Origin of the sequence: Ephemeroptericola cinctiostellae, from assembly GCF_003339525.1 — a bacterium.
In the GTDB taxonomy this organism is placed as follows: Bacteria; Pseudomonadota; Gammaproteobacteria; order Burkholderiales; family Burkholderiaceae; genus Hydromonas; species Hydromonas cinctiostellae.
Window position 1 is genome coordinate 1,214,910 of record NZ_CP031124.1, and the last position, 24,652, is coordinate 1,239,561.

General features: G+C 47.7%; 17 protein-coding genes and 1 tRNA gene. 8 read left to right on the top strand and 10 right to left on the bottom strand.

Features of this window, described 5'->3' with window-relative positions; genetic code table 11:
- Window positions 1-218: 218 nt before the first annotated feature.
- The 6 genes from DTO96_RS05635 to DTO96_RS05660 all read right to left on the bottom strand — a co-directional run bounded on the left by DTO96_RS05635 (window position 219) and on the right by DTO96_RS05660 (window position 5,313).
- Entirely contained in the window at window positions 219-1,511 is a 1,293-nt protein-coding gene (locus tag DTO96_RS05635; protein ID WP_114562599.1) for a tyrosine-type recombinase/integrase, read from the bottom strand.
- Window positions 1,512-1,703: 192 nt separating this feature from the next.
- Window positions 1,704-1,780 (bottom strand) — tRNA-Met (locus DTO96_RS05640).
- A gap of 53 nt (window positions 1,781-1,833) precedes the next feature.
- On the bottom strand, window positions 1,834-2,718 hold the full coding sequence (locus DTO96_RS05645; protein ID WP_114562600.1) for a BPSS1780 family membrane protein: 885 nt from the start codon (window positions 2,716-2,718) through the stop codon (window positions 1,834-1,836).
- 92 nt (window positions 2,719-2,810) lie between these two features.
- On the bottom strand, window positions 2,811-3,773 hold the full coding sequence (locus DTO96_RS05650) for a homoserine kinase (RefSeq protein ID WP_114562601.1): 963 nt from the start codon (window positions 3,771-3,773) through the stop codon (window positions 2,811-2,813).
- Between the two features lie 125 nt (window positions 3,774-3,898).
- Window positions 3,899-4,276 carry a hypothetical protein gene (locus DTO96_RS05655; protein WP_114562602.1) on the bottom strand — a complete coding sequence of 126 codons (378 nt, stop codon included), beginning with the start codon at window positions 4,274-4,276 and terminating at the stop codon, window positions 3,899-3,901.
- Between the two features lie 290 nt (window positions 4,277-4,566).
- Complete coding sequence (locus DTO96_RS05660; RefSeq protein WP_114562603.1) at window positions 4,567-5,313, bottom strand: LOG family protein; 747 nt, start codon at window positions 5,311-5,313, stop codon at window positions 4,567-4,569.
- A 357-nt stretch (window positions 5,314-5,670) separates the two neighbouring features.
- On the opposite strand from DTO96_RS05660, the gene polA reads away from it, so the two are divergent.
- From polA to DTO96_RS05685, 5 genes are all read left to right on the top strand, one after another.
- Window positions 5,671-8,502, top strand: coding sequence for a DNA polymerase I (polA, locus tag DTO96_RS05665; RefSeq protein WP_114563942.1), 2,832 nt, complete (start codon window positions 5,671-5,673; stop codon window positions 8,500-8,502).
- Window positions 8,503-8,859: 357 nt separating this feature from the next.
- Window positions 8,860-10,530, top strand: a complete 1,671-nt coding sequence (locus DTO96_RS05670; RefSeq protein ID WP_114562604.1) for a GMC family oxidoreductase — start codon at window positions 8,860-8,862, stop codon at window positions 10,528-10,530.
- Between the two features lie 132 nt (window positions 10,531-10,662).
- Entirely contained in the window at window positions 10,663-11,346 is a 684-nt protein-coding gene (locus DTO96_RS05675) for a YiaD family glycine zipper/OmpA-like lipoprotein (protein WP_114562605.1), read from the top strand.
- A 548-nt stretch (window positions 11,347-11,894) separates the two neighbouring features.
- Window positions 11,895-12,623 carry a lysophospholipid acyltransferase family protein gene (locus tag DTO96_RS05680; RefSeq protein WP_114562606.1) on the top strand — a complete coding sequence of 243 codons (729 nt, stop codon included), beginning with the start codon at window positions 11,895-11,897 and terminating at the stop codon, window positions 12,621-12,623.
- Window position 12,624: 1 nt separating this feature from the next.
- On the top strand, window positions 12,625-13,551 hold the full coding sequence (locus DTO96_RS05685; protein WP_114562607.1) for a M48 family metallopeptidase: 927 nt from the start codon (window positions 12,625-12,627) through the stop codon (window positions 13,549-13,551).
- Between the two features lie 142 nt (window positions 13,552-13,693).
- On the opposite strand, the gene DTO96_RS05690 is transcribed toward DTO96_RS05685, so the two are convergent.
- The 4 genes from DTO96_RS05690 to DTO96_RS05705 form a co-directional block, all read right to left on the bottom strand.
- Entirely contained in the window at window positions 13,694-13,888 is a 195-nt protein-coding gene (locus tag DTO96_RS05690) for a hypothetical protein (protein ID WP_114562608.1), read from the bottom strand.
- Between the two features lie 28 nt (window positions 13,889-13,916).
- Entirely contained in the window at window positions 13,917-14,288 is a 372-nt protein-coding gene (locus tag DTO96_RS05695; RefSeq protein ID WP_114562609.1) for a cupin domain-containing protein, read from the bottom strand.
- A 124-nt stretch (window positions 14,289-14,412) separates the two neighbouring features.
- Entirely contained in the window at window positions 14,413-15,282 is an 870-nt protein-coding gene (locus tag DTO96_RS05700) for a segregation and condensation protein A (RefSeq protein ID WP_114562610.1), read from the bottom strand.
- 21 nt (window positions 15,283-15,303) lie between these two features.
- Complete coding sequence (locus DTO96_RS05705) at window positions 15,304-15,483, bottom strand: DUF3460 family protein (RefSeq protein ID WP_114562611.1); 180 nt, start codon at window positions 15,481-15,483, stop codon at window positions 15,304-15,306.
- Between the two features lie 147 nt (window positions 15,484-15,630).
- On the opposite strand from DTO96_RS05705, the gene DTO96_RS05710 reads away from it, so the two are divergent.
- The 3 genes from DTO96_RS05710 (at window position 15,631) to DTO96_RS05720 (ending at window position 24,545) form a co-directional block, all read left to right on the top strand.
- On the top strand, window positions 15,631-17,439 hold the full coding sequence (locus DTO96_RS05710) for an autotransporter assembly complex protein TamA (RefSeq protein ID WP_114562612.1): 1,809 nt from the start codon (window positions 15,631-15,633) through the stop codon (window positions 17,437-17,439).
- Window positions 17,439-21,518 (top strand): translocation/assembly module TamB domain-containing protein, encoded by a 4,080-nt coding sequence (locus DTO96_RS05715; protein ID WP_114562613.1) that lies wholly within the window; start codon window positions 17,439-17,441, stop codon window positions 21,516-21,518. Before DTO96_RS05710 ends, DTO96_RS05715 begins: the two co-directional genes overlap by 1 nt.
- Window positions 21,519-22,304: 786 nt before the next feature.
- The gene (locus DTO96_RS05720; protein WP_114562614.1) at window positions 22,305-24,545 is read left to right on the top strand and encodes a hypothetical protein; all 2,241 of its coding nucleotides are present in this window, start codon (window positions 22,305-22,307) and stop codon (window positions 24,543-24,545) included.
- Window positions 24,546-24,652 lie beyond the last annotated feature (107 nt).

Below are 24,652 nucleotides of genomic sequence, written 5' to 3' on the forward strand. Positions count from 1 at the left end.
CCAATTAACCACGCTTTGCTTGTTTTTTAATCAATTTGGCGGGTTTTGAAGCAAAAATGGCTATCACTGTCCGCACTCCATTTTTTGGTGTGGACACCTTTTTTTGACTGGTGCGGACACCTAAAGCCCCTAAAATAGAGGGTTTCAGGGTGGTGTCCGCACCAAAAAAAACAACCTCAGAGTTTTATGATTATTGGCGGCTTTGATGGGGTGGGTTATCAGGCGTGCAATTTGATAACCTTGCCTTTGCTTCGTTGTTCATCGAGATAATCCGCCCATGCCTGCATCATGGCTGTGCGCTGTGGAATGTATTTGGCGTGGTTGTAGGCGGCTGAAACTTTATTTCGCTCAAGGTGGGCCAGTTGAATTTCAATGTGTTCATGTGGAAAGTTCATTTCATGTAGTGCAGTCGATGCCATGCCCCTAAAACCGTGTACGGTGTGCCTGTCTTTATATCCCAGTGCATCAAGTGCTTTATTCAATGTGCCATCACTCATTACTTTCCCGTCCCCTTTGACGCTGGGGAATAGGTGCTCACGTCCACCATTGATTGAATGGAGTTGTTTTAGGATTGCGAGGGCTTGGCGTGACAATGGCACGATGTGAGGGGTGGGATTCCCTTTAACTCGCTTCATGCCGTAACTGCTAACGCCGTTCTCGTTGCGTTCCTTGGCGGGTATCGTCCACAGGTTCTTTTCCAAATCAAAGTCTGACCAACGCGCCCCTCGTAATTCGCTGTGTCGAACAAACACCAACGCCATAAGCTGTAAACCAAGGCGGGCTAAAACACCATCGTACCCATCGATTGCACGCAATAAAGCTGGGATTTCTTGAGGGCTTACCCGTTTCTGATTCTCGACACGTTGCGCCCCATTCAGCAAATCGCCTCGCTTGATGTTGGCCAGTGGGTTGTTTTCCATAATGCCATGCGCACAAGCGTATCTAAACACCTGCCCACAAGCCACCCATGACTTTTCCGCCAATGACGGGGCGCGTTGTTCAATCGCCTTTAGCATTGGGGTGAGTTGTCGTAAATGAATTGAATTGATCGTGAGTTTACCGATAGCTGGAAAAACATCATTCTCAAGCCGCCGCATGGTTGCTTGTGCATGGTGTTCGTCTATTTCTTTACCTGTGCGCCAATTGTCCCACCACTGCAATGCAACGGCTTTAAATGAGTTCTCAGCCTCAAGGCGTGCGGTGGATTTTTGTTCATCTCTGTGGGCGGCTGGGTCAGTGCCTTTCTGTATGAGCACTTTAACTTCATCGCGTCCAGCTCTAGCCTGTGCCAATGTGGTTAAAGGGTATTCACCCAATGAGATATTATTTTCTTTGCCAGCAAACCGATAACGCACCCACCACACCCATTTACCACTATTTAAGCGTTTCAATACTAAGCCGCCGCCTTGTGAGATGCTGCATGTGGGCTTGTCTGTCCCGTCTATGTGTGTTTTTTCAGCGATTGAGATTAATTTTTTTAGTTCGCTGTCGGTAATTAAGAGTGTTGCCATATAAGCCTTGACGGGGATTTGTGGGTAATGAAGTTAGATTTATTGCATTGATTTTACATTACCCACACCATTACCCACAAATTAATTTGTACCCTCGTATTCCTGAGGTTGCCCACAAACGACAAAAAACCCGCTAAACGTAATGTTTATGCGGGTTTATTTGCTAACTGTGGGTACTATCAGTTAATGTATTGGTGGCGAATCAGGGATTCGAACCCCGGACCTGCGGATTATGATTCCGTCGCTCTAACCGACTGAGCTAATTCGCCAAGAACGATATTATCAGCTAAATGCTGTATTTCTGTCAAGCATCTTTTTGCATTTATATGTTTTTTTCATCGCCTGTCTTTGAGTTGGCATCAATTGCAGCGATGACGCTTGCTTGAATGCTTTTATTGAGGGAGGTGGATAGGATGTTGTAATAACTGGTGTAGCTGATGGCGTATAAAAATGTGAAGTTCAGCAAAACCAAAAACAAGCTAATGAAGTAGGTCATCGCTGGCAATGCCATGGCGATGACGGTGGTGACGGCGATAAAGCCAAATAGCGTGAGAACCGTGAGGAGAATGGCGAGCAGTATGGGTAGGATGTTTCGACCTATACTGATGAGGGATAGGGTGATGGCTTGGCTGGCGTTGGTGTTTTGCCAGCCGATGAACATGGGGGCGTAGGTGAACAGTGCGGTGATGGTGAGGGTGACGATTTGAAATACAGCCAACGCAAGGATGGTGGGGTGTTTGCTGAAAAATGCAATTGGGTTGCTGGCGAAATCTTGTGCCAGCAGTTCTGGATCGGTGTTGATGGGTTCGGCAACACCGAGTCCCATTTGCATGAAGCGTCCACCATCGATGAATTGTGATAACAGGAGGCAACCGAGGGCAACGGTGGCATAAAAGACGCCGAGACTGAATAGGCGATTGCGTTGTTTGCCGAAAACACCAGAAAATACTTGGAGGGGATTGACGGGGGTTTGGGTGCGGATTTTTTGACAAATGTCAGCAAGGCCAAAGGCCAGCATGGGGGTCAGAAATGAACTGGCGATGGCGCCAATGAATGGCAATGAAGCCATCATCATCAATGTCATGATGGCCCAACCCGTGGCGATCAGTAATATTAAAGGCTGTGCTTGAATGAGTTGCCATGCGTTTTTATACCAAGTGAAGCCGTTGGCCATGGGGACGCGGGTGATGCTGAGTGGAATGATCATTGTGTTCTTTAGTGGTTTTGAAACGTTGGCTAATTTTGGTTGATGGTTATAATTTAAAGGAAATGTGAGCTGCTTTAAATTAAAAATAGTTTTTAAATGGTTTCAAATTGAGATCGGCGACTTTTTAAAATGCGCTCAAAGTGAGTTGGATCTTTGGGGGTGAGCATGGCCGCTTCGCGGGTGCGATAAAAATCATATAGGCGTGAAATCCAAAAACGCAGCGCAGCTGCGCGCAGCATCATGCCCCATGCGGATCGGTCATTGTCGGTCAATGGCACAACGGTGCTGTAGGCGGTGATCATGGCATTGAGGTGATCGGGCAGCAGCTCGCCTGTTGAGCGATCAATGCACCAGTCGTTGACGGTGACGGCCAAATCGAATAACCATGTGTCGACGCCCGCAAAGTAAAAATCGATGAATGATGGGCTGTTGGGGTCAGTAAACAGCACGTTGTCGACAAATAGGTCACAGTGACCTGCTCCGACCGGCAGCTCTTTGTAAATGGGGGTTTGTGCAAATGCTGTTTGTGCGGCGACTTCATCGCGGAGCAATTCGGCGATGTGGTCAGGCAGAAAAGCACTGACTTTGTCTTCCATCATTTGCCACCAATCCAAGCCCCGTAGGTTGGGTTGGTGTCGTTGCAGGTCACGTCCTGCGAGGTGCATTTGAGCCAGAGTGCGACCCACACTGGCGCAGTGTGCGGGTGTGGGGGTTGCGGTGTCGCTACCTGAAAGTTTAGACACAAGCGTGGCGGGTTTGCCTGCGAGTGGGCGAAACAGTTGACCTTGCGCATCGGCATAAGGGCGAGGCACAGGGATGCCTTTGATGGCCAAATGTTGCATGAGCTCAAGGTAAAATGGCAGTTGCTCGGGTGTGAGCACTTCAAAAATGGTCAATACATAGGTGGTGTGGTGTCTGCCATCGTTGAGTGTGACAAAAAAATTAGAGTTCTCGATGCCACTGGCAATGCCTTTGAATTCAACTAATGTCCCTAAGTTTAAAGGAGTAAGCCATGTTGCCAGCTCGTCGTGGGTGATTTGGGTGAAAACCGCCATGATGCCTATCAATCATTTGAATAAAAAAGCCATTTTAGCAAAAATGAATGGCTGGGGCGTGAGTTTGTGCTGATGAGCTGGCATGTCATGAGCATGGACACAGGTCTGCTTGGACAGAGTGGATGTTATTGATTGGTTTTATCCGTGTGGAAGCGTTTTTCTGCATCATCCAAATGCCGTGTGAGCACATGAGAAATCATGTTGATGCCAATGCCTGCAAATAAAGCGGGTAAAAGGTACAAGGCCACAGACACTTCGGACACAAAAAAGATGTCATCGGTCAGGGTGAGTGTTGATTTGGCGATGTTGGCCAGTTGTCCCAATAAATAAATGTCGATTCCTGACAATAAGAGCATCAGTGCGCCAAAAAATAAAATGGATGTTCGAGAAATGGCGCGTTTTAGCAGCAACACGGCATAAATGCCGAAAGGAACAATCAATGAAAAAAGCAGTAAAAGCCAAAATTTTAATTCGACAAAAACAGAAGTGCTGATGATACCCATGATTTATGTGACGTGCCTTGTGCGAGGGTTAGGAAAAATAGGTGATCAATCTGTTGTCTGCGATGAATTTCAGCGAATCGCAGTGTATTGGATTGTGTCGTGGTTGTCCGGTCAGGTATTGTGCTTTATTTTTTGAAATTTCACTTCGATTGTTTTTTGACCAAATATTCTGGCATGAGATGCTGAAAATTAATGCACGGAACATTTGAGCTCAAAGAGCAATCGGAGTGTCGTTTTTATCAACATAAGTTTTTTATGTTTTTGAGTAAGGGCGCGGTCATCCGTACCGTTTACAGTTGCATCATCTGCGCTCGCTCTTCATCTGTTTGCGCAAAACCACGTTTTTCATAAAAATCAAAAATGGCATTCACGATGTAATCGGGGTCATCGGTGATGTGTACCAAATCTAAATCTTTTTCAGAAATCAAATGGTTGCTCAACAATTGCTCTCTGACCCAATCCCATAAGCCTGTCCAAAAAGTGGTGCCGTATAAAAAAATCGGCATTTTTCGGCTTTTTCCTGTTTGGATCAGTGTCAATGATTCAAACAGTTCATCCATTGTGCCAAAACCGCCTGGCATGACAACGTAAGCGGTGGCATATTTGACGAAAGCGACTTTGCGTGAGAAAAAATGGCGGAAATTCATCGAGACATTTTGATAGGGATTGCCCGATTGTTCATGTGGCAACAAAATGTTTAAGCCGACGCTGGCTGATTTGCCCGCAAATGCCCCTTTGTTGGCTGCTTCCATAATCCCTGGGCCGCCGCCAGAGATGACAGAGAAACCGGCATTGGACAGCATATTGGCAAGTTTTTCTGTGTTTTGGTACATCGGGTTGTCTGGTTGGGTGCGCGCGCTGCCAAAGATGCTGACGGCGGGGCGAATGTGTGCCAATTGCTCGGCGGCATTGACAAATTCTGACATAATGCCAAGTATATGCCACGATTCACGTGCTTTGGTCATGGTTGATTTTTCGAGATCAGCGGGTGCCGATTCGCTTAAAGTTTGAATCTGTTCTTTGGCGTGTTTGTTCATGATGACCCTTGCTTGATGTAACGATGAGGTGGCTTAAAGATGGTTTATTGTACGGCATGTGCGGCATTCCGAAAAGCAAAGAACCCCTTTCTGTTGTTGTGTTGAGGGTATTAAAGTACCCTCAAGCTTGTGTTTTCGGGTTTTACGCGTCACTCGTTTAAACATGTGTCAAAGTAAAATGAAGCCCAATTAAAATGAAGCACAATCATAGTGCGGATTTATTTAAAAACTATTAATGGTTGTAAAATTTATGGCTATAAAATATATGCATTGATCATAGATGCATTGATGGTTTTTTTGGCACCGTATTTCGTATTTTTTTATTAAAGATTTTCCATGACCTTGATTTCTAATTTTATGAGCAAAACCGACCGCACTTTGTTGGTGGTTGATGGCTCCAGTTTTTTATACCGTGCTTATCATGGTTTACCTGATCTGCGCAGCCCGACGGGCGCGCCGACGGGGGCATTGTATGGCATTTTGAATATGCTTAAGCGACTCCGCCAGATGGTGCCGACGGCACATGCGGTTTGTGTGTTTGATGCGAAAGGCAAAACGTTTCGAGACGATTGGTATCCCGAGTACAAAGCGAATCGCCCTTCGATGCCTGATGATTTGGCCTTACAAATTCCTGTCATCGAAGAGGCTGTGCGTGCGCTGGGCTGGCCTGTGGTGTCGATCTCGGGGGTGGAAGCGGATGACGTGATTGGTACATTGTCCGTGCAAGCGACACGTGAGGGTTGGGCAACGGTGATGGCGACGGGTGATAAAGATTTGACGCAATTGGTCAATGACCACGTGCTGTGGTTCAACACCATGAGTGACGATGTGCTTGATGCGGTGGGTGTGACAGAGAAATTTGGTGTACCGCCCAACCGCATTGTCGATTATTTGACGTTGGTGGGTGACACCGTGGACAACGTGCCGGGGGTGGAAAAGGTCGGTCCAAAGACAGCTGTCAAATGGTTGGCCGAATACGACTCATTGGATAATATTGTTGCTCATGCCGATCAAGTGGGTGGCAAAGTCGGCGAAAACCTGCGCAAAGCATTGGATTGGTTGCCCATGGCACGGCAATTGGTGACGGTCAAATGTGATTTGGAATTGGATGGTGATTTGGGTCATATTGGCGCGGTTCACATGGGTAAAGAGGATAAGGTTGCTTTGCACCGTATTTATGAGCAAGCGGGTTTTAAAGGTTGGCTCAAGGCGCTGGTCGCTGAAATGGCGGTGTCCGCACCCGAGTTGGAAATGGGTGAAACAGCGTCTTTATTCGATCAATCCGCCGTTGCGCCATCTGTGGCTGAAACCACCATTGCCGCAGGCACTGCGGCCATGGCATTTGCTGCAGACGATGGTGAGCCCGCAGAAATTGTCCCTTTTGAGGTCAAGTACACCATCGTCAACACGCATTCGGCTTTGAGTAAAATGTACACCGCATTGTGTGCTGCGCCGCTGGTCGCTTTCGATTCAGAAACAACCTCACTCAGCCCTTTTGCTGCCCGCGTGGTGGGTTTGTCTTTTGCCATCGATGCCGAATCGGGCTGGTATATTCCTCTGGCACATGAGGGCATGCAAAGCATCGATCAATTGCCTTTGGACATCGTACTGAGAACGATGAAGTCGTGGTTTGAGGATGATGGCGCGAAAAAAATTGGGCAAAATCTCAAATACGACACACATGTCCTCGCCAACCATGGCATTGCTTTACGTGGCATCGCACACGACACATTGTTGCAATCGTATGTCTTGGATTCACATGCGAAGCACGCGCTGGATGCCATTGCAGCGCGTTACCTGCACGTGTCAAGTTTGTCTTACGAGGATCTGTGTGGCAAAGGCGCCGCACAAATTCCTTTCGCACAGGTGGAGATCGAACGTGCTGCGAAATATGCTGCTGAAGATGCCGCATTGTGTCTTGGTGTGCATGCGGTGATGCATCCCAAAATCTGTGCCGATGCGGGTTTGAAAGCAGTGTATGAAATGATCGAATTGCCCACTTCGGATGTGCTGTTCACGATTGAACGTGCAGGGGTGTTGATTGATGCGGACGAGTTGCGCCATCAATCAAATGGTTTGGGGCAACAATTGTTAAACCTCGAAACCCAAGCACATGAACTTGCAGGCCAACCATTTAACTTGAACAGCCCCAAACAAATCGGTGAGATTTTCTTTGAAAAACTTGGCATGCCTGTGGTCAAGAAAACGGCCAAAGGCGCGCCCAGTACCGATGAAGATGTACTGCAAAAGCTCGCTGAAGATTATCCTTTGCCCAAAGCCATGCTGGAATACCGCAGCTTGAGCAAGCTGAAGTCGACTTACACCGATAAATTGCCGCTGATGATTGAACCTTCGACAGGACGGGTGCACACACATTATGCGCAAACGGTCGCTGTGACAGGGCGTTTGTCATCCACGGATCCCAACTTGCAAAACATCCCTGTGCGCACTGAACAAGGCCGAAAAATTCGCACGGCTTTTATTGCCCCCGCAGGCAGCGTCATCATGTCAGCGGATTATTCACAAATCGAGCTGCGCATCTTGGCGCATTTGTCGCAAGACCCTGGTTTGTTGAGCGCATTTTCAAACAACGAAGACGTTCATCAACGCACCGCAGCGCAGATTTTTGGTGTTGAGCTCAAGGATGTCAGCTTCGATCAGCGGCGCATGGCAAAAATGATTAACTTTGGTTTGATTTACGGCATGAGCGCATTTGGTTTGGCCAATAACTTGGACATCAGTCGCACCGCTGCGCAAAGTTACATGGATTCTTATTTCATGCAATACCCAGCGGTGTTGCAATTTATGGAAACCACCAAACAGTCCGCACGTGAAAATGGCTATGTGAGCACCCACTTTGGTCGTCGCTTGTATTTGTCTGACATCAATAACCGCAATCAAGGCAAACGCCAAGGCGCAGAGCGCGCTGCGATCAACGCGCCCATGCAAGGCACATCGGCCGATTTGATTAAACTGGCGATGATTGCTGTGCGAAGCGCTTTAACTGAGTGGGGTTTGAAATCAAAACTGATCATGCAAGTGCACGATGAATTGGTGTTTGAAGTGCCCAATGATGAGGTTGAACGGATGACCGCCTTAATTCCAGAATGCATGGCGGGCGTGGCTGATTTGGCTGTGCCATTGGTTGCTGAAGTGGGGGTGGGTGAGAATTGGGAGTTGGCACATTGATTTGATTTTCAAATAAAATTTTGTTTTAAGGGGTATGGAGAAAATAAAAATCTACTTGTTTCATACTTTCAAATCGGTAAATTTAGCCAAGTTAAAAAGGTGGTCAGCAACTGTTTTCATGGTGAAAGCCACGCATATTCCATCATGCCATGTTTGATTTTGTGTTCCTTTATGCAGGAGATTACGGGGCAAGCCCACAATGATGTGACATTGCCCACTTTGGGTTGATGTTTTTTATAAACGGACTTGTCCCTGCTCTCGTGGTTTGTGCCAATGTGTGTGATGAAATTTAAAACGAATATTTAAACTGGATACAACAAACAGTTCTGGTTTTTTGTACCCCCTGAAGGAGCGAACATGGGTGCACTTGTGTTTGATTACATTGTGGTTGGCGGGGGCTCGGCGGGTTGTGTATTGGCTGCACGCTTGTCTGAAGACCCCACTGTCAGTGTGTGCTTACTTGAGGCTGGGGGTGGAGGTGCTTCTCCTTTTGTGAACAGCCCCGCGGGTTTCGCAGCAACTGTGCCTTGGGGCGGTTACAGTTGGCATTATCAAACCGTGCCTCAAGCGCATTTGAATGGCCGTCGAGACCGAGTGCCGCGAGGCAAAGTGTTAGGGGGGTCAAGTGCCATCAACGCCATGGTGTACATCCGTGGCAATCGGTGGGACTACGATCAATGGGCTGCGGCGGGTAATCGGGGGTGGGCATACGATGAGGTGTTGCCGTATTTTAAAAAAGCCGAGCACAGTGAAATATTCCCAAATGACCCCCATCATGGGGTGGGCGGCCCGCTCAATGTCAAACATTTGGATCAGTACAGCCCGATCAATGCCTTGTTTTTACAAGCGTGTGCAGCACATGGTGTTCCTGTCACCTCAGACCCCAATGGTGAACAGCAGTTTGGCAGCTGGTTGAGTGCGGTCACACAAAAAGCAGGTGAGCGGTGCAGCGCAGCGAAAGCCTATGTGCAACCCAACCTCAAACGTTCAAACCTGACTGTTGTCACACATGCCCATGTGCAGCGAATTTTATTTGAACATCAAACAGCGATTGGCGTTGTTTATCGACATGCCGAAAGCCATGAAACAGTTCATTTGCGCACGAGAAATGAAGTCATTTTAGCCAGTGGTGCGATCCACTCACCACAGTTGCTCATGTGGTCTGGGGTCGGTGATTTTGATACTCTGCATGTTTTGGGCATTCCTGTTGTAAAGCATTTGGCAGGCGTGGGATGCAATTTACAGGATCATTTTACGGTCACCGCCATATGGCGGGCGAAAAATCAAGAAGGGTTGTTTGGTTTGAATATTCGCGGCAGTTATGATGTGGCACATGGCGTATACGATTGGTGGCGGCATCGCCGAGGCATGTTGACCACAAATTTTGCTGAATCGGGTGCATTCATTTTTAGCGCTGAAAACGTGGGAACTCCAGACATACAGCTCGCACTCATCGTTGGCATGGTCGATGAGCATGCCCGTCGAATGCATTGGGGCGCAGGGTACAGCATCCATGTGACTCTCATGCGTCCAAAAAGCCGAGGGTGCATCAAGTTGAATCCAAAAGATGTGTATGGCATGCCCCTGATTGATCCTAATTTTTTAGCGGAAACAGAAGACATCGAGGTCATGGTGCGTGGGCTCAAAAAGACCCTCAGCATCATGAATGATGGTGCATTACAAAGCTATCGAGGCGAATTGCTGTATCCGATCAATGCTCAGGATGACGCGAACCTAAAAAATTACATACGCCAACATGGCAGTACCGAATACCATCCCGTCGGCACGTGTAAAATGGGTTCCGCCAGTGATGCGATGGCGGTGGTCGACGATCATTTGTGCGTTCATGGCGTACTCGGACTGCGGGTGGTTGATGCCTCCATCATGCCGACCATCGTTTCGGGCAACACCAATGCCCCAACCATTATGATTGCGGAAAAAGCAGCAGACTTAATAAAACACAGTAAAATAGAAAAAGACATAAAAAATAGAGCCTCAAATGGAGATTCACCCACCGTTGTTGTGTAAGATGCTTGAATAATAATGGATTATCAAAGTCAACCATTTGCGGCCTCAAGGGCTTATAGCAATTGATGGTGTGAGCAAAATAAGCAAATCAAAATTTTTTATACTTTTTAACCCCCACAGAGGAGAATACCCATGCAACGTCAATTTAAAGCGATTACCGCAATCACACTGGCTGCCACTTTGGCGCTCACAGGTTGTGCCAGCATCAATGAAGGCATGCAAAGCACAGGATCGGGTACAGCGATCGGCGCAGGTTTAGGGGCATTGGCAGGTGCAGCGATCGGCGCAGCCACTGCTGGTAAACATGAAACTCGAAGCATTCTCACCGGTGCAGCCATTGGCGCAGCTGCTGGCGCAGGTGGTGGTTATGTGTGGTCGCAACGCATGCAAGCGCAAAAAACCGCAATGGAAAAAGCCACGGCAGGCACAGGCATTGACGTGAGCAAGACAACTGACAATCGCCTGAAACTTGACATCCCAGCGGATGTTTCATTTGACAGCAACAGCTATGCGATTAAATCAAATTTCCGTCCGATTTTGGATAAATTTGCTCAAACCTTGCAAGCCAATACGATCACCACAGTGAACATCATTGGGCACACTGACAGCACAGGCAATGACGCCATCAACAATCCATTGTCGGTCAATCGCGCCGCCAGTACACGTGATTATTTGACAGCCCGTGGTGTTTCCAGCAGCCGTTTCACCATTGAAGGCATGGGCTCACGCCAACCCGTGGCGAGCAATGCGACTGAAGCAGGTAAAGCACAGAATCGCCGAGTCGAGGTTTTCATCGGTGAACCTGTGACACATTGATTAGGCATCGTCAGATTTAAAAAAGCAAGCCGTAGCAGGGCTTGCTTTTTTTACGATTGAACTCCACATCTCACTCCCTGCCTCATTGAGGTTGAGTTGAAATGTTGAGTTGAAATTTAGCAAAAAATAAAGGAAACACTTCAGTTGTTTCAACTTCTTAAAAATGATGTGGTCGCATTCATCGTCTAGGTGAGGGGCAGTTGAGTGCTGCGAAAGCCCATTCGACTCCGTGCTAAAATGCTTGTGTAGAAATATGGTGTTTTTTATTTAATTGATTGAAAGAACAAACAAATTAAATTAAATGCCTTTTATATTTTTGCCTTTTATCTTTTTTAAACGCCCCACTCATGGCGTGCATGTTCAAATAAATGATTGCTTCGCACCCTGTTGATCAACGATCGGATCACTTTTTTTGTACAATAGGCCGTGTTGGGCTGAATGCTTTACAAAGGCGGGTGTGTATGACAACTGTGTTTGTATTGAAGTAAAACAATGCGTACATTGCGGTTGTTTGGTTTGAAGTTAAAAAATGTCAATTTAGGAAGCTTATGGCGGCGATTCGCTCTGCAATTTTTATGGTCTTGATCGTTCTTTGGACGATCCCTTTTTCAATTTTGTGTATGTTAACAGCGGTATTGCCTTACCGTGCGCGGTATGCATTTACGTCCGTCTGGAATCGTGTGACGATTTTTGCCGCGAGGTGGATTTTGGGCATTCGCTATGAGTTGCGAGGGGTGGAGAATTTACCTGAAAAAGGCCGTGGTGCGGTGGTGTTGGCGAAGCACCAATCGGCATGGGAAACGATCTTCTTGTTGTATGCCCTGGGCAACCCCCTGTGTTTTGTGTTCAAGCGTGAGCTGTTGATGGTGCCTTTTTTTGGTTGGGGTTTGGGTTTGTTGCGTATGGTGGCGATTGATCGAAATTCAGGTCAGGATGCGATGACTCAAACAGTGGATCAGGCGCGTGTGCGTTTGGCCGATGGGGTGTGGATGATCATGTTCCCAGAAGGCACACGCATTGCACCTGGTGAGCCGAGTAAATTTCGGTCAGGTGGGTCACGCTTGGCGGTGTCATTGAATGCCCCCATCATTCCGATAGCCCACAATGCGGGGGAATGCTGGCCGAAAAAACCTTGGGTTAAGCAAGCGGGTAAAGTCACCGTGTCCATTGGGCCGTTGATTGAAACGGTTGGCCGCCCTGTGAATGAGGTGCACAAAGAAATGGTGGGGTGGATTGAGACAGAAATGAGTCGCCTGCCAAAGGCACGTGAGGCGTGATTTGAGTCGTTTGCGAGAGTGGTTGAATCAATTGCAATTGTCGTTGTTTGGCGACAACGATGTGCCTGCGTCCAGTGCAAAACCCATTTCAGAGAAGAAAGCGCCCACGCGAGGGCGTTTGAAATCAGTCGACCAAATGATGTCGACGCCGATGCCATCATTGGAGCCGATTGAAGCGCCTGTACCTCCGGCGCGGCGTGCACGTACTGTCCTTTTGGGTGCGCATGAAGTGCCTTATACGATTGAGCGTGTTCGCCGCCGCACCGTGGGCATGTTGGTTGACCACAGCGGCTTGCGTGTGCGTGCGAGCAGTGCAGTGACGGTATTGGAAATTGAGCGAATCTTGCAATTGAGGGCTGATTGGATTCTCAAAAGTTTAAATAAAATGCAAAATGCAGTACCACGTGTGAGCTTTGTGCCGAATTTAGTGGTGGCCGATGGCGATGTCTTGCCCATTTTGGGGCGAGCCGTGCGGATTTTTTGGCGCACGGGTGCTGCAAAAATGGATGCTCAAGTGTGGTTGGCGCAACAATGGGGTGGGGCGGCTGAGGCGGTGCTGATTTTGCGTGATGTTGCACCCGCTCGTCGCGAGAAAGCAGTGCGTGATGCTTTGACGGCGATTCTATTGGCGTATTTGTTTCAACGCGCACAACGTTACGCGGTGGCTCATGGCTTGCGTTATCGGTTGATCGTGTTGTCGAGCGCGAAAACATTGTGGGGTACATGCCGCAGCGATGGCACCGTGCGCTTGAATTGGCGTTTGGTGTTTTTGGATGTGGCATTGGTGGACTATGTGTTGGCACATGAGTTGTCCCACACCGTGCACATGAACCACAGCCGTTTGTTTTGGGAGAAAGTCGCGGAATTGTGCCCAGATTACAAACATTGTGTGCGTGAGCTGAAGCAGTATAATTTGCGTGCAACTTAAAGAAATATAAAAAAATACAGAAAAATGAACAACTGACTTTTCTGGTGTTTTGAGTTGGAATTTTTATCTGAGCATCTTGATACAAATCAAGCACATTCAAAGGATTGTCAGCTCGCTGTCCTTCGCATTCGTCGATGTTGAGTCAATTGGTGTGAAGAAACAGACTGACCTCGTGTGCCCTTGAGTGTACGTGAGGCACAAACACAAACACAAACACAAACACAAACACAAACACAAACACAAACACAAACACAAACACAAACACAAACACAAACACAAACACAAACACAAACACAAACACAAACACAAACACCCCTTTCGAAAGGGGTGTTTTCATTTTAGTAATGCGCTTGATCCTTGATTTTTTATGCTTTGCGTTCAGTGATAACGTAGTGTTTGGTCAGTGTTTCAATGACTTGAAATGTGCCTTTAAAACCAGCAGGTATGATGACGGCATCACCAACCGTAAATTCGCGTGTTTCGCGTGTTTCGCCTGTTTCTGCAATGAGCCGACCACGTCCACTGATGACATAGAAATATTCATCTTCGGTTGATCCCATTTCAATGCGCCATGCCCCCACTTCACTGGCCCAGATGCCCATAAACACTTCGCCGCTGTCATTGGTGAAGTGATGCCATGTGGTGCGTTGTGGATTGCCTGTGATGAGGCGTTCAGGGCGAGGAAAGTCGTATTCGGGAGTGGGTGTGGTGTCAGAGAACAATTGAATGCGGGGCATGGGAGTCCTTGAGATGAGGTGGGTGGGGATGGCTGTTTGGGATTTTGGTCTGGTGGATTTTAACCAATCACCCCTCACCGAGTCAAAGTGGTTGCTGATTCATGTGTGCAATGGATGGTTGAGATCACTGCGGTTGGTAACTCAAGCGCACATAAATGGGCGCGTAGGGCTCCGCTTGGGTGATTTCCAGAAGGGATTCACGGGACAATTCAAGCATGGCGATGAAATTAACCACCAATACAGAACGGCCTTCGCCATTTGCAATCAAGTCATGGAACAGCTCACCGAACTCCATGAATTGGCGGTGCTGTAATTGACGCAAAATGCCCGTCATGAATTCACGGACGGACAGTGTTTCACGGGTGATGCGGTGTTTTTGATTGAGTTTTGCGCGTTTCAAAATGTCTTGCCAAGCCGATTTGAGGTCATCTAGATTGACATTGGGCATTGCGCGTTCAGTGGTGTGATCAATGTCAGCGAGTGCGATGTCAAAATCCCGTCCCACCACGGGCAGTAGATTTAAACCCAGTGCAGCCAATTTCATTTGCTCGTATTCTAACAAGCGGCGCACCAGTTCAGCGCGTGGGTCATCGGCTTCTTCGCCGGTGTCGGTGGTTTTGACGGGCAACAACATGCGTGATTTAATCTCAATCAACATCGCTGCCATGAGCAAATATTCAGCGGCCAACTCAAGGTTGTGTTCGCGGATTTGATCGACGTAAATCAAATATTGAGTGGTCACTTGTGCCATGGGAATGTCGAGCACATTGAAATTTTGTTTGCGAATCAAATACAGCAATAAATCCAAAGGCCCTTCAAAGGTCTCAAGAAAAACCTCCAATGCATTGGGCGGGATGTAGAGGTCTTGCGGCATGTTGAACAGGGGCTCACCGTACAGACGTGCGAACGCCAAACCATCAACCACATCAGGTGTGGTGTCAGGTTTGGCGTTTACGATGGCGGCCTCGTCCAAAGGGACGACTGGCTGTGTCATCTAAAGTAAATGTAACGCAATTTAGTTGTAAACGTAAGGCTTTTGCGCGACCATTGCTTCTTCAAATTCACGCTGTAAGCGCAAATCTTGTGGTTTGTCCCACAGGCGCGCACGACCATCACGCTGGCCTTTTTCAAGCTGAGGATCTTCTTTTTTCAGGTCTTTTAAAAACAAGGTGACATCGGATTCGTAACGCGCCATTTTTATTGCTCCAAATGCTAATTTAATGCAGAGAATTGTTTACAATGGAGGCTCATTTTGACGAGCTCCCACGCTTGATTGCTATTTTACTCGAAAAACCATGGGGTTGGCGCGTTTTGCTATTTTGATTGTATTGGAAATCTTATTTTGAAGTTGTTTGTTCACCCATCGTCCCAAAATAAGCACACGCTGCAATCTGCGCTGCGCTGCGGTTTGAGCCGCTTGGCGTGCACGGTGGTGCTGTTGATGGGCGCGCCATTGGCATGGGCAGACAATTATAAGGTCAATGTGGATGCCCCCAAAGAGGTGAAAACCATATTGGACACCTATCTTGACATTGTGCGCTACCGAACGCGTGAAGACATCCGCGATGAGTACCTTGATTATTTGGTTGATCAAACGCCTGAACAAGTGGCCAGTTTGTTGGCGACGATGGGGTATTTTGATGTGCGCACTGAGGTCAGTGAGGGCAGTAAAAACTCAAGTGTGAAAGATGCTGAAAAGCCCAACATCACTGTTAAAGTGACGCTGGGGCAGCGGGTGGTGGTGGACAGTGCCAAGCTTGAGGTGCAAGGCCTTATCAAGGAGCAAGATCCGAAACGTGTTGGCACCTTGGAGTTTGACTGGTCTTTGCAAGAGGACGAACCTTTCACTCAAAATGAATGGAGTTTGTCAAAGACATTGCTGTTGCGCAAAATTCAATCCGAAGCGTATGCTGCTGCTCGCTTTGTGGACACACAAGCGTTCATTGAGCCTGAGAAAAAAACCGCTAAATTGTCGGCCAAGCTGGATTCAGGGCCTTATTTTACTTTGGGTGAAATTGAAGCGACAGGGCTTCGCCGTTACCCTGTGAAAGTCGTGAACAATGTCAATGTGATTAAAGTGGGCGAGGCGTACAACCGCAATAAACTGCTCAATTTGCAAAAACGTTTACAAGATTTACCTTATTTTTCAAGTGTATTGGTTGACGTGGGGCAGAATCCCGATGAAGCAGAACTTGCGCCGATTAAAGTGCAGGTAGTTGAGTTGCCGACCCAAAATTTCAATGGTTTGGTTGGGTATGGCACGGATGCAGGCTTCCGCACCAATGTGCAGTACAGCCACTACAATGTGTTTAAACGTGGCTGGATTTTTGATTCCCGTTATGACTGGGAGCAAAAGCAGCGCACAGGCACCTTGTCATTGTCCACACCACAAAATGCCAACCATTATCAATGGAGTGTGGTGGGCAAAACGGAGTTGGATCGAACGGTTGATCCAAACACCAACACGGCTCAGATTGGTTTGCATTATTCGCGCAAGCTGGAGCATACGGCGATTTCGTATGATGTGGATTATTTCAACAGTAAACTGGGCGATTTACGCAGTCATGCGACGGTTTTTGGGGTGTCTTGGGCAAAAAATAAAGTGGATGATCCATCTTTCCCTCGAAGAGGTTATGCAATTGAAGCATCGGTGGGTGGGGCGTTAAAGGCCTTGGCTTCTTCTGCAACTTTTTTGCGGGCGTATGGTCGTTTCCGTTATTTCATTCCATTTAAAAAAGACGACTCATTGCTGTTGCGCGCTGAGGCGGGGGCGGTGGTGACCAAAGATACTTTGTACAATGTGCCGTCCAGTTTGTTATTTTATGCAGGTGGCAGCAGCTCGATTCGTGGTTATGCTTATCAAAGCATTGGCAGCACCTATAGAAACAGCAATGGCTCTTCGATTTTACCGGGGCAGTTTTTGGCGACAGCCTCGGCTGAGTACACGCACTGGTTCAATAAGTCATGGGGCGCTGCGGTGTTCTACGATGTGGGTACGGTCAGCAATGACTTAACCAATTTTGGCTTATACCATGGTGCGGGTGCTGGTGTGCGTTGGCGCAGCCCTGTGGGGCCGATACATTTTGATCTGGCTTATGGCTATCCACGCAAGAAGCTGGCACCGCACATTTCGATTGGGATTTTGTTTTAATGAGCGCATCTAAACCGGGTTGGCAAGGCTGGCGTTTTTTTATGCCATCACGCATCGTTCCAGACGAAGCGGGTGGTGCGTTGTCGCCTGAAGAAGAGACTGCGTCGGGTGAGGCTGGGCAAGGCAGCGATGCTGCTGCCCCCGCGCCAACCCAAAAAAAGCGACACTGGTTGCGTTGGTTGCTGTTTATTTTGATCGCCGTGCCTGTGTTGGTGGTGGGCGCAATCGTGGCCATGATTCAAACGGAAACGGGTACAAAAAGTTTTTGGACTGTGGCAAAAGTGTTGTCCGCAGGACAGTTACAAGCCGATTGGAATTCAGGCAGTTTGGCACATGGCGGTTCAGCGAGTGAAGTGCACGTCCATTTGGCAAAATATGTGCATGTCGACATCACCAATTTATCAGGTGAATGGTCATGGGCGTATTTACCACTTAAATGGTCGGTCGATCACATCGCGGCAGACACCGTTGACGTGACCATGTACCCAAAACCTGAAGACAACACGCCGCTGGAAAAAGTGACGTTGCCGCTTTCTATTGAGGCAAAGCGGGTTCAAGTGGCCACAGTCAATCTCATCAATGGATTGAAAACCACAAGTTTAATCAACATTGACGGTTCGGTCTCAACCGACCAACGCCACCACCAAATCAATTTAACTCACCTTACGCAAGGCAGCGCCGAATACACGGGGCAGCTTGCGATTGATGGCATTCGCCCATTTGCATTGACGGGTAAAGTGCAAGCGGTATCACAATATGACGACAACGATTACACTTTAGACATCAATGCAACGGGTGATTTATACCACTTGAATGTGGATTTGAACGCAAACGGTGGCAGTGTCAAACAGCCATTAAAGGGTGTGGGACAGCTCGAAGTTCAATTGTTGGATCGGTACTACATTCACCGTGGTCACGTCGCGATGACGCATTTTAACCCATACGCATTTTGGGATAAATTGTTAAAAGCAGACCTCGATGTGACGCTGGAGGCCACACCGCAAACGATCAGCATTGAAGAAAAAAAAGGCACAGAGAATCGCCAACCCGTGCATGGCAATTGGCGTGTGATCAACCATGCACCCGCGGCATTGTCGGTGTATTCACTGCCTGTGGATCAAGTGTCTGGTGAGTTTGATCTGACCAAAGACCAGCAAGATGTGAAAAACATTGACATTCAAGTCAGTGGCAATGGTCGAATCACGGGCGCAGGGGTGTGGAAAGACAAACAAGGTGATTTCAAATTCGATGTCAATGGTTTTGATTTGAAAAACGTCCATCCAAAAATGTTAACAACCCGTTTGTCTGGACCCCTCGAATTGACAGTGACCAAAAGCAATCAACATATTGTCACCACGTTGACGAACAGTGGTTCGAATACGTTGCAGGTATTTGCCGATGTCAATGTGACCAATGACCGCGTTGAAGTTACGCAAGCACGCGTGTCAGGCAGCGCGAATGCAAAAATTGAACTGAAAGGGCAGCTCAAATACACCGAAGGTTTACCTTTTGAAGGCAAAGCCCAATTGTTGCAATTTAACTTGGCAGAGCTGGGTGACTTTCCAAACAGCCGCTTGGCGGGTGATTTTGATGTGAATGGCGTGGTCAAGCCCAATGTCAAAGTTAACCTCAAAGGTCAACTCACCAACAGCGCGTGGGCGGGTGTGCCCGCCCAAGGTAAAATTGATGTCAGCTACAATGCGCCCGACACCTTCACTGCACGTGAACTTGACATCACGGTGGGGGCGAATAAATTTTATGCAAAGGGCGCACTGGGCATCACCAAAGACAGCAAGGAAAAAATTAACGTCAATATTGATGCACCTAATTTAGAGCAATTGCAATTTGGTTTTGGTGGCAGCTTGACTGCCAAAGCTGACCTCACGGGCAGCATGCTTAAACCGCGCGGTGTGGTCGATGCCACTGCCAGCAACCTAAAAATTGGTACTCAATCGGTGCGCCAAGCCACACTCAAAGGTGAATGGAACTCTGGTGCGCAAGGTGTCATGAATGGCAAGCTGGACGTGCAAGGCTACCTCAATGGTTTGATTAAACTGGATGCGCTCAACCTTGAGGTCAATGGCACACAAGCCGCCCATCAGTTCAATGGCAAAATTCAAGGCAATGTGCTCATCCGAGAAGGCATCGCTGCGCGCGAAGTGGTCAAGGGTGGGCAAGTCCTCAAAACCTCGGCACAACCCCCTGTGCAATGGATTTTAAATGCCACCACCCAAGGCTCAGGTCGCATCAGTGATACGGGTTGGCAAGGGCAAATCAGCCAATTCAATAACCAAGGTCAGCCCAACATTGCCTTGCAACATCCAGCACAAGTGGCCTACGAAAAAGGCGAATTGCAATTCAAAAACCTTGATGCACAGGTGCAAAATGCCCAAGTGAATTTGGACAGCCTCAACATCCTTGGTGCACGCATCAACAGCCGTGGCCGAGTCAGTAACCTTGTGATCCCAGAATGGTTGACGTGGCTCAATGTGACTTTGCCGTTTTATACGGACATGACCATCAAAGGTGACTGGGACATGGCCATGGGCGATTCGCCCTCAGGTGGTTTTAAATTTGAACGTGAAAAAGGTGATTTGTCGTTGGATAAACGGCAAAAAAACACAATCGCCTTAAGTCAATTGATGCTCAATGGCCGTTTGTCAGGGCGCACATTGGCCATCACGGGCAATTTAAACTCGGATCGTTTGGGTAAAGTCGACATCAACGGCAATGTGGGCATGATTGGCAGCCCTGCGGGTTGGGTCATCACGGGCATTTCGCCATTGAGTTTGAATGCCAAAGCGCAAATGGATCAATTGCAGCAGTTCAACTCATTGCTGGGTGCAAACATTCGCTTGAATGGGCAAATGCAAGCGGACATTCACATCGGCGGTGCGTTGGCCGCACCCGTGATGAGCGGTGTGCTGACGGGACAACACATTGATTTTTTACATGTCGAGCAAGGCTTCCGCCTGAAAGATGGTGTGATTCGCTTGAATTTGACCGACTCCTATGTGGATTTTGAACAGTTTGATTTCAATGGTGTTGAAGGCAAATTGTCGGTGCGTGGTCAAGCCTCGTATGGTGCGGGTGGGCGTTTGCTGACCGCAGAGGTGACGATGGACAAGCTGCGTCCATTTGTTCGTCTTGATCGGCAATTGATTTTGAGCGGTCAAGCCGAATTGGGCTACGATGGCGTGAGTCAATTGCAAATTAAAGGCAAAGTGCGAGCGGACAAAGCGTTGATTGATCTGCCGCCGACTTTACCACCGAGTTTGGGGGATGATGTCGTTGTGTGTTCGAGTAACCCTGAAAAATCACGCAATTGCAAAATCATCAATGACAAGGCCAGTGCAACCCCACGTTTGGGCATTGTCCCCAGTATCGATTTGACCTTGGATTTGGGTGACAATTTCCGATTCAAAGGGCAAGGGGCGGATGTTAAATTGGTGGGTAATGTTCATTTGGAAAGCAATCAAGGCTCACCATTGAGAACCACGGGCGTGGTGCGGGTGGAAAGCGGAACGTATAAATTCTATGGTCAACTGCTTAAAGTGGATCGTGGATTGATCACTTTCCAAGGCCCGATGGATGACCCTGCATTGAATATGTTGGCGACGCGAACGGTGAGCAGCACGGAGGTGGGGGTTGAGTTGACGGGTACGCTGGCCGACAGCAAAGCGCGTTTGATTTCCACACCCGAAATGCCCGATGAAGAAAAACTCTCATGGCTGTTGTTTGGGCGTTCATCGAGCACTTTATCCACATCGGATGGCAGCGCGATTGCAGGCGCGGCAGCCATTTTATTGGGCAGCGATCAGGGGCGAAAAGTCACCGAAAAGTTGGGTATCGACAGTTTCAATTTGGGTGCATCTGAGAGTGGATTGACGGGCACAGTGGTTGGGGTGGGCAAGCGTTTGTCTGATCGTTTCGCTGTCGCTTATGAACAAGGTTTGGCGTCGGTTGCAGGTGTGGTCAAAGTCACATGGACGCTGTCGCGTAATTGGCAGATTTTGCTGCGTGGCGGTTCAATCAATGGCATGGATGTGCAATACAGTCGACGGTTTGATAAATTTTAAGCCAATGCGGGGTAAGCCCTGCTTTTAAAGGACATCCCATGGAAACATCCGATTGAATTAAGCGATTAAATAAAAAACTTTCTTGATCCAGTGTTTTGAGGTTTTTTCAAATTTAACCACTGATGAATGCGTTAAACCCACAGATGGGAGCAGTTGATTGTTATTTTTCAGTATGTTATGAGTGAATGGCGAGCGACTGCTCTTAAAAAAGCTTGTATGGGCTGTGAAGGCCAAGGCTCAATGTCATGGTTCAGAATTGTTTTTTTAAATGATTTTTTATGATAATTGACAATTCACTTTCTTGAGCGTAAATTGATACACACACTGGTCGGTTTTTAAATAAAAACCTTCATGCCTTTAATTAAATTTCGGTGTTTTTTCAATTTTTCACACATTACAACAATAAAAAACTTTTTATGTGTGGTTGTGGCCATGTTGGGCTGGGTGTTGGAGCCAATTCAACCTCTGCGCGGTCTTCAAATTTCTATCTCGCTACTTTTTAGGCGAAACCCCTTTTATTTTATAAACAAGGCGTTTGTTGTGTGTTTAATCAGGCACTGTTCTGATTTTACCCGTACATAAACCAAACAAGACGTTTGACAACCCTTATCTTGTTGCCAAAGGTGCTCGTTTTCTCGTGGTTTATTCGGGTGTGAATCGGCAGCCGTTGAAGTCAAATCATTCACATCATGTTGTGAGGTTGGATTGTCGGATCATTGCACCGATCAAATCGGATGGATGAGAATCGAATGAAACAAGCGGGTGTGAAACATCAGGAGAACCATCATGGGATCACCAAATGTTGTCAACTTGACCGTTGATTTAAGCCAAGGTTTTGAAAAATTGGATGTTGAAAGCAATCAACTCCATGCATACACCATTTCAGGGAAATATTTGGGCACCAGCTCAATGGGTGGAGGGCAGGCTTCTTTTGACATTCCGAGCAGTTTGGATGGACAAAAGCTGCAGTTTTTTGTTGGGCCGCGCTTAGATGGCGCGCCACCGCCTTCAGTGGAATCATTCATTCGAGCGGGTGCACCTGCACTCAGTGAGCGAATGTTGATCGATAACCCGTTCATCAAATTTGTTGAGCCGATCATTCCTTTTCCGTTGTGGTGCATTTGCAATGTGAGGGGGCGTTTAATCAAATATGTGACTTTGCCAGATGGTACCGTCCAAGAGTTGCCCATTTGCAATGCGCGTGTGCATGTGTGTGAGGTGGATCGCATCCAGTGGTTATTGCCTAAAATTCCAGATGTCCATATCATTAAATTGCGTGAGGACATTTTAGATCGTTTAAATATCATCAAAACGCCATTTCCACCGATTCCGATTCCGATTCCTGACCCTGAGCCATTCTTCAGGCCTCAAAAGTTGTTGATGGGTGGCGTCATGCCACGAGGGGCTTCGATTGTGGATCCTTCAATTCGTCTGCCATCTTCAGTGGTCACTCGAAAAATGAAATTAAATGCGGATTTTGTGGATAAAGTCGCTTCTCATTCGTGGGATACATTGAATCCTGTTGAGCAAAAAATAAGCTTGGATTTGTTGAATTTAGAGTCGGTCGATCTGATTCGAAACCGATTGCTGGATTTGTCTGCGTATATTCAATTGAATTTGTGTCATTTTCCCTATCTGTGGCCGTTCTTGAAGTGCACTGAAGTCTCGACGACGATGGTTGACCATCTGGGGCATTTCCAAGCCACGATTTTCCATCGCTGCAGTGATCAGCCTGATCTGTATTTTTGGGTTGAACAACTGCAAAATAACAGCTGGGTCACCGTGTATCGCCCCAATATTTGGTGCAATGTGCATTGGAATTACAAATGTGACAGCGAGGTGGTCATCAATACACCAAATGCCGAGGGGTGTGAGCACCCCAATTACGATGTCCCCGAAGGGGTGGTTTTATTTGTATTGCCATATAAAGTTGGCAATACACCGATTTTTGGTGAGCCAACGGCTGGGGCGGTGGCACCTGTGGGTTGGGTGCGCACGGACGGACTCACCAATTACCATTATTCAGGCTTGGGCTTGGTTGAGGACGCACCATTTGGTGGTCTGTTGGATTTTTATCACGATGATTCTTACTATATTCCTTTGGACAATGGCTTCATTAAATATTATCGGTATTCATACCGACGTCTGGGGGCGGTGGATTGGGTTGAAATGAATACCCCACTTGCAAGGGGCTATCGCACCGAGTACTCGGATCGCTTGCCGACTTATGAATCGTATCAAGTGGGGCCAAATACCGTTAACGACCAGTCCAGTTTATTTGAATTTAGACCCCGTGTCCCACCCGCTGCGGCACCTGGCTCTACGGTGGTGGTGCGTGAATGGCTGAGTGGTAATTTCAGTGAAGTGGCTGCACGTTGGGACACAACGGTCACAGCACCGCCGATGGCTGGCAGTACGCCTGACCACGCAGGGACTTTTGAGGTGAAAATTGAGGTGTTTGGAGCGGATGGTGTGAAAGTGTTTCCAAGCGCAGCAACATTTGCATTCTTGATGCTCAATCACCTCGACGTCAGTCAAACACGTTTGGCATCGCCATTTGAGGTTGTTGATGGTGCTTTTGTGATGAAAGTGCATGTGGATAACAATGCTGTTGTTGCTGATTTGCCGCAACCCACGATTGGCTCGGGTATCACCGATGACGATTGCGGTTTTTTACGCTATACCGCAGGGCAAAAAGTAAACATCAGTTATACGGCCGCACATCCGCATGATCGAGCCGTATTCATTTTTTCGATCACACGTGGTTCTCATACACTGGGTTTGGCTTCAACTGCACCCACTTACATTGAAACGGCTGCATTGACAGCACCCACAGGCAGCGCAAGCTACAGTTATAACTTGGTCAGTGGCACGTATCAAGCAAAATTCTTGGCTTCAGATTTGGTCGGTGCATGTGGTAATGCCGCATTCGCAGCCCACCTTGCCGTGTATGGTAAAGTGACCAATGGCTATTGGCCGCTGAGTAACAATGCATCGCGTTTGATTGCTTTTGCTTTGGCCACTTGATGTGTGTGGATGTGAGTGCGGATTGATGATCCCCAGACGAATGGGGCTTAAAATAAAACAACCTCTGACTCATCAAGAGGTTGTTTTTTATTTTGTCTTTACTTGAT

Excerpts from the sequence above, each read along its gene's own strand:
- DTO96_RS05715 (WP_114562613.1), top strand. The coding sequence starts at position 17,439 with ATGAGCGCATCTAAACCGGGTTGGCAAGGCTGGCGTTTTTTTATGCCA.
- DTO96_RS05680 (WP_114562606.1), top strand. The coding sequence starts at position 11,895 with ATGGCGGCGATTCGCTCTGCAATTTTTATGGTCTTGATCGTTCTTTGG.
- DTO96_RS05650 (WP_114562601.1), bottom strand. The coding sequence starts at position 3,773 with ATGGCGGTTTTCACCCAAATCACCCACGACGAGCTGGCAACATGGCTT.
- DTO96_RS05720 (WP_114562614.1), top strand. The coding sequence starts at position 22,305 with ATGGGATCACCAAATGTTGTCAACTTGACCGTTGATTTAAGCCAAGGT.
- DTO96_RS05705 (WP_114562611.1), bottom strand. The coding sequence starts at position 15,483 with ATGGCGCGTTACGAATCCGATGTCACCTTGTTTTTAAAAGACCTGAAA.
- polA (WP_114563942.1), top strand. The coding sequence starts at position 5,671 with ATGAGCAAAACCGACCGCACTTTGTTGGTGGTTGATGGCTCCAGTTTT.
- DTO96_RS05690 (WP_114562608.1), bottom strand. The coding sequence starts at position 13,888 with ATGAAAACACCCCTTTCGAAAGGGGTGTTTGTGTTTGTGTTTGTGTTT.
- DTO96_RS05645 (WP_114562600.1), bottom strand. The coding sequence starts at position 2,718 with ATGATCATTCCACTCAGCATCACCCGCGTCCCCATGGCCAACGGCTTC.
- DTO96_RS05655 (WP_114562602.1), bottom strand. The coding sequence starts at position 4,276 with ATGGGTATCATCAGCACTTCTGTTTTTGTCGAATTAAAATTTTGGCTT.
- DTO96_RS05700 (WP_114562610.1), bottom strand. The coding sequence starts at position 15,282 with ATGACACAGCCAGTCGTCCCTTTGGACGAGGCCGCCATCGTAAACGCC.
- DTO96_RS05695 (WP_114562609.1), bottom strand. The coding sequence starts at position 14,288 with ATGCCCCGCATTCAATTGTTCTCTGACACCACACCCACTCCCGAATAC.
- DTO96_RS05660 (WP_114562603.1), bottom strand. The coding sequence starts at position 5,313 with ATGAACAAACACGCCAAAGAACAGATTCAAACTTTAAGCGAATCGGCA.
- DTO96_RS05675 (WP_114562605.1), top strand. The coding sequence starts at position 10,663 with ATGCAACGTCAATTTAAAGCGATTACCGCAATCACACTGGCTGCCACT.
- DTO96_RS05635 (WP_114562599.1), bottom strand. The coding sequence starts at position 1,511 with ATGGCAACACTCTTAATTACCGACAGCGAACTAAAAAAATTAATCTCA.
- DTO96_RS05670 (WP_114562604.1), top strand. The coding sequence starts at position 8,860 with ATGGGTGCACTTGTGTTTGATTACATTGTGGTTGGCGGGGGCTCGGCG.